General features: G+C 64.0%; 4 protein-coding genes. 2 read left to right on the plus strand and 2 right to left on the minus strand.

The window, feature by feature from the left end:
• Positions 1 to 168: 168 nt before the first annotated feature.
• Complete coding sequence (locus ACXJ3V_RS15075) at positions 169 to 888, plus strand: DUF5995 family protein (RefSeq protein WP_457101144.1); 720 nt, start codon at positions 169 to 171, stop codon at positions 886 to 888.
• Positions 889 to 2,259: 1,371 nt separating this feature from the next.
• On the opposite strand, the gene ACXJ3V_RS15080 is transcribed toward ACXJ3V_RS15075, so the two are convergent.
• Both ACXJ3V_RS15080 and ACXJ3V_RS15085 read right to left on the minus strand, forming a co-directional pair.
• Positions 2,260 to 3,387 (minus strand): hypothetical protein, encoded by a 1,128-nt coding sequence (locus ACXJ3V_RS15080; protein WP_457101145.1) that lies wholly within the window; start codon positions 3,385 to 3,387, stop codon positions 2,260 to 2,262.
• A gap of 176 nt (positions 3,388 to 3,563) precedes the next feature.
• On the minus strand, positions 3,564 to 5,294 hold the full coding sequence (locus ACXJ3V_RS15085) for a hypothetical protein (protein WP_457101146.1): 1,731 nt from the start codon (positions 5,292 to 5,294) through the stop codon (positions 3,564 to 3,566).
• Positions 5,295 to 5,752: 458 nt separating this feature from the next.
• On the opposite strand from ACXJ3V_RS15085, the gene ACXJ3V_RS15090 reads away from it, so the two are divergent.
• The coding region (locus tag ACXJ3V_RS15090) for a phospholipase effector Tle1 domain-containing protein (RefSeq protein ID WP_457101147.1) at positions 5,753 to 6,000 on the plus strand (248 nt) is incomplete at its 3' end.

Below are 6,000 nucleotides of genomic sequence, written 5' to 3' on the forward strand. Positions count from 1 at the left end.
CGGGACTGCCGCACGGATAACGGACATCCTCAGCAGGGGTTATCCCGATGGGAAGAGCCCGGGTGATCTCGAACGAATCGGGATCGTATGCAACTGGATCGACACATCGGCCCTGGGCGGCGGTGGATCGCAGGTGCTCAGCATCCGGCCTACCACTAAGGTGGCGGCATGACGACGCCCGTCAAGGTCGATCAGTCCTCTCCCATTGGGAAGGTCGTCCGCGAGCTCGATCGCGTGCGCGCCCCGCTGCCGCGCGCGGATGGCATCCGCATCTTCGCCGACGTATATCGAGATGTGACTGCTCTGGTGRCCGTCCGGGTGGCGGATGGCACTTTTGGAGACCCGAAGTTCATGGAGGCGTTCGACGTCACCTTCGCTGACCTCTTCCTTGACGTGCCCCGAGACATCGCAGCGGGCCGCGAGGCCTCGAAGGTATGGGCTCCGCTCGTGGAGTGCCGCTCCGAGCGTCTGTTCCCCCTGCAGTTCGCGCTCGCCGGCATGAACGCGCACATCAATCACGACCTTGCGATCGCGGTCGTACGCACGTGCCAAAAGCTGAGTCGGTCACCCGACTCGGGCAGCGTCCACGGAGATTTCGTCAAGATCAACCAGGTGCTCGCCGAGCGTGTGCGACCCATCCGCCAGAAGTTCCTCGACGAAACCGTCGTGAAATACGGTGCTCCTCTGTCGCCGCTGGCCGACCTGATGACAAATTTCTCCATGGAGAAGGCGAGGGACGCCGCGTGGGCGTCGACGCTTGCGCTCTGGGCTGTGCGCGACATCCCAGTCGTGAAGGAACTCACCCAGGAGTCTCTCGCTGGTACCGTCGGCCTCGTCGGTCGTCAGTTGCTGACCCGATTCGACCCGCTCGGCCAACTCGGCCGCTGACGCTCACACAGCGATCTCGTCCGAGGCGACCACCGCCGCGCGGTAGCGCGAGTCGTCGTCCGCGCAGTGGATGCCCCTTGCCGTCGGGAGCGTCGCTCCAACCCCGACAGCCGCCACCACATGCTCGCTCGGTTGCCGAAGCGTCCCTGTCCCACCCTGCTCTATCGTCAGGAATCTCACCGCCTCGTCAGCGGCTTGGAGACTCAGGCTCGTCGCGGAGATGTCGCCGCGGGGCACCAGGAGTGATTGCAAGTCCTCCGTAGCTATCCTGTTCTCCGCGTGTCGACGGGTTGCAGGTGTGTGCTCCCCGCTCCGCCACTTCCGGCGAGGGAACCGGGCTGGGCCGAGAGCGCTGCGTGCTCGGACACATCAGCGCCCTACCCGATTGGGCATGATCGGGGTTAGAACATGGAGTCGCGCGGACGCGCCAGCATTCGCCACGGTCTTTCAACTCGATCGGGCCAAATCCACCGGCCACTCCGACGAAGAACAGCGCAAGCCCGACGATGACGACGATCGCGTGCGGCAGCGCGACATGCGGGTAGAAGATGATCCATCGATACCTCACCGAGCCCTGTTCTCCCCAGGGCGCGGGACGATTCGGGTTCTCGTCCGTCTGGCCACTGCCGCGGCGTCTCCAAGACGAGTAGAAGCTCCAGTCGATCAGTGGTGAAAGATACGTGTCCACGAGAGGTCGTGCGGCCGAACAGGTCGTACGCGATCACCTCGATCTCTGCCATTCGGGGGTAGTTGCGGATCTGGTGAGACTTGACCGAGCCTTCGATGATCCAGAACGCCAAGGCTCCGATCGCGGCGACGAGGAACAGTCCGTAGTGGCCCTGCTGAAAGCCGAACCCAGCGTCGCCAGGGCGAAGGTGACACCCCAACTCTTGATTGTCAGGAGTCGCTGATCGAAGCCGTCGACAATCTGCACTTTCCGGTATTACTCGCTCATGAGATCCCTGTGAAGGCGACCTAGCCGCAATGGTTCATCAGGGCTCGGACACGAGACCGTCCCCAAGGTCTGCTGGCGGATGCACCCTGCGCTGGCAGGCAAGCAGCCGACATCGCGACCACGGTGACCCACCTCACCTCGACACGAAGGACGGCTTTGGCACATCCTTCCATGAGCCGGGGGCGGCTGCGATCGCTCGCCGCCGGCGCCGTCCGTCTCGTGCGTGCCTCCACGACCACACTGCGGTGACGGACCGCCTAGTCATCCGCGTGCAGTGGCGTCACCGATCCCCTGCGTCGCATCCGCCGACGCGCTCGCGGCAAGCACGGATCAGTTCCACCATTGAGCTCTGTACTCCCCCACTCCGCAGCAATTTCCTTGACGGAACGCCTCGACGCGGGGCCCTGCGGTCAAATCTAGACTCGCGCGAATGGCCCGCCGGTCACGTCGGCGACGATCTCGATGAACTCTTCGCCGTGATTCAGGTCATCGGTCGAGTGCAGTTCGGCCACCTGACGCAATGCAGTAATGAGGGTTTCGCGTGGAACTGCTGTCGCTTCGGTCTTTCCGTGCACTCCCTCACGGGTCGACATGAGTGCCGTCATCCGCGGTAGGTGGTCGGGTCGATCGGCCCAGAGATCATAGAGGGTGCGCGGCGTGGCGTTGCGGCTGCCGTGATGACCGACCTTGTACAGGTCGATCCCAGCGAGCTTGGCCTTGAGGTCGGACTGGTCGTCGGCGAAGCGTTCGAGAGTGTATTGCCAGTTCTCGATCTGGGCGTCTCCGGGAAACAACATCGACAGCTTGCCGATCGTGAGGAGGAGGATGATGCTCGTATTGTTCAACGCGTCATCGAGATCGCGGACAAGACGTGCCGCGGAGTGCGACCGCTGCGCGGCGAGTCGTTCCACCAGCCACCGCACCGGGCCGGGCCCGAGGGACCGGCCGCGCGTATCGTTCCGGTTCGAGGTGACACTGTCCGCGGCGACCCTCAATGAGGCGCTAAGCCTCGTCATCCAATACTCCGGATCGTCGGCGTGTTGTCCGCTTACGCGCACATCCTGCTGGACGGTCGGTGGTCCGAGCACCGTCACAGCAAGTCCGGGGACTAACTCATCCAGGCCAGCGTCGGCACCCGCATAGAGGTAGCCGCCCCTTGGTGGTCCGCTGAGTTCATTGAGGAACTGGACAGCGGCGGCGTTTTTCAGCCGGTCTCCCGCGCCCGCAGGTTCGTCCAGGTCGAGCCGGCCATCCCCTGCAAGCGTGTCGCTGTAATCCTGCGCGTCCGCCAGGCCCTTCAAGTAGCGCTTCGATGCGGGATCGGCACCGGGTTGCGGGTTTATCGCATCGCCCGCGGGGGCATCCGCGGTAGGTTCCAGATCTGGCGTTTCAGTCCAGGGTCGAAGTACCCGCTTGGGGGCGAGTGTTCGAATGATGTTCACCGCCGCGTCATCGGCGAAACCGGAGAGGTGGTCCTTGTGGCGGTGGGTGACGACGAGCACATCGAGAACACCATGGGTGTGCTGCTGAATCAGTTTCGCCACGTCGGACATCTCGCCGGACGCCCGTCCCTCACGGGGCCGACGGCTCGACCCGAAGTCGAAGAGCAGGTGCCGCTCTGCCCGACCATCCGGGAGCGGCGCGTCGTACTCGACGGATAGCAGGAAGCAGTCTCCGAAGCCCACCTGAAACATCCGGACTCGCACTCGGGTGGGCGCGCTCACCATGACTCCCCGGATCTCAGGCTGGTGTCATGGAGTTCAGCGAAGGCCTGTCCACGGGCGGAACCATCGGCGAAGCCGATTCGCTTTGAGGTATCACGCTGGCCGCTCGCTTGGAGGTATTCGATCCGACGGCGCTGACGCCGCCAATCGTCGATTCGCTTATAGATGTGCAGTTTCAGCCTCCCGAATTGATCGAACACGAGAGTTCCGCCGCCGAAGAGTTGCACCAAGGTTGTCGGCTTCACTCCGTCGGGAAGTGGCAATTCTGAGATGCGGACGAACTCTCCCGCGGTCATCTCGATCATCTGCACGTATGTGGCTACCGACTCGGCGATGATCAGCCCGTCCACCCCAATCCGCTGGGTGGGTAAGACAGATTCGATGGAAGTGAAGTAATTGGTGGGCACATCGAGGCGGAGCGCGTTCTGCCAAAGGAACCGGAACACTTCGTCGCGGTTGCTGCGCAATGACACCTGATTGATCCCCAGGTAGTGAGGTGCCACCTCTGCTTCGAGCACATCGCTCACTCGGTCGCGCGGCCGGGTGATCCCCGCCGCGGCGAACCTCTGGACCAGGAGCTGACGGTAGCCGAGGTCATCGTCGGGGACCACCTCGACGTCGGCGAGCAGCGCGGCATCGAGCAGATCAGCGAACTCAAACTCGACCGGGGGCAGGTAGTCCAGGCCTCGGATCAGCATGGTTAGCAGGTGAGTTGCGGCCTTCACGCCCTCCTCCGCTGCGCGGGCTCGGTCAACGGTGACGGCTGCGCCCGTGCCCGACGTGGAGAACAACGCGGTGAGGCGGGCAGACCAGATGTCCACCAGCACCTCAAGCACGATAGCGACGAGGACTTCGCCGCGCCGATGCGGTTCTGCGAACTCCGGCAGGCGAGCCCAGTCAGCAGGCGGTGGGTCCATCGCCGACTTACGCAGGGGGCCCCGACCTTGGGTCAGCACGCTTCCCACTTGCTCTGCGACGCTGGTCAGCACACCGTCCCTGAGTTTGGCTGGCTCGACCTGGGACTCTGCGAGTCGACCCCCGTCGGTAGGCGGCCCGAGTGCCTGTTCCACGACCGGTTGCATGGAGAACACTGAGAGCAGCGCCACGATGTCGGCGAGCCCCTCGTGGAAAGCGGCCTGATCCGGCAATCCCGGCTCCAGGAACCGTCGACGTAACCCGTCCAGGATGGCGTGAGTCGTCTCGTGGACGATGACGTCGTAGCTCAGGCACGTGTAGACCGGCGCCTCGTCCTCGTCTCCGTTGGGAACGTACCCGAACAGGACTGCGTGGTCATCAGATGAGTAGTAGGCGTTAGCCTCGGGAAAAGCGTGCGGCACGAGATACAGCTGATGGCCACCGAAGCTCCACGAGAGTCGTCGTCCCAACGCCGACTCAAATGTGGCGAGTGTCCTTGCTGCGGTGCCGTACACCTGCTGAGCATGGAACGATCGGTCCGTCAGCAGTACCTCATCAGGTGCTTTGGCGAACGCGTCCTCATTCGTCAGCGCAGGATGCTTGTCGTACCTGCCGGTGGTGGGGTCGAAGTCGACAACGTGGAAGCGGGCACCACGCGGCCCGTCCTCCATCCGCGACCACGGCACTTTGACGCTCGCCGTGAGAATCTTGCGGTCGTCTCCCGTCACGGACGGGTCCTGCGCGATCAGGCGGAGGGTGATGTGGGTGCGCGGTGCGTCCGGCCGCTCGGAGAATTCGACCGTGTTGGACATCTGAGCCCCCACCCACCTCGTCCGTTCCCCTCCATCGAAATGGAAAAGGCTCATCGATGTCGAGTGTGACGCATAACAGCCGCGTAACGCTAGGCGGCACAAGATCTGCGAAGGAGTGGGCGGCAAAGGGCACCGGGCGCTGCGAGCACCGGAACCCGCTCAATCCGGGCGCACCAGGCCGAGTCGCCCTCGCGGAACACTCTGTACTCCCCCAGAGGGGTGGCGTGGGCCCGGCCCTACGGCGAAGCGCGCCGAGACCTGCCCCCTGAGGGACGCGATCATGGCCGGCCTCGACTCCGCCGCATGTTCCGCCACCGAACCCCGCGGACGTGAAAGCACCCGCTACGCTGAGCACGAATCGCCCGACTGAGCGGCGATTCGCGAACGCGTGGCGGTTTGGCCTATATCACCGACCATGTCGTGGTGGGACGGTTCATGGGACTCTGAAGGAGTCGGTGATGATGGCAAGCCGCGGGGATGATCACTCAGATTCTGGCGCGCCATTGGACTCGAGCCCGCCTCCACGGAATCTTGTGATCTGCTTTGACGGCACGAGCAACGAGCCTGAAACCGGCGCGACCGCCGTGACGCGGCTTTATCAGGTTGCTGAGAAGAGTGACGCTCAGCTGGTCTATTACGACCCCGGCGTCGGAACCATGGGCGCGCGGGCCGCCGTGACCGGCTGGGGGAAGTCGCTTACCCGATT

The sequence above is a fragment of the Microbacterium sp. P5_E9 genome (assembly GCF_054049175.1).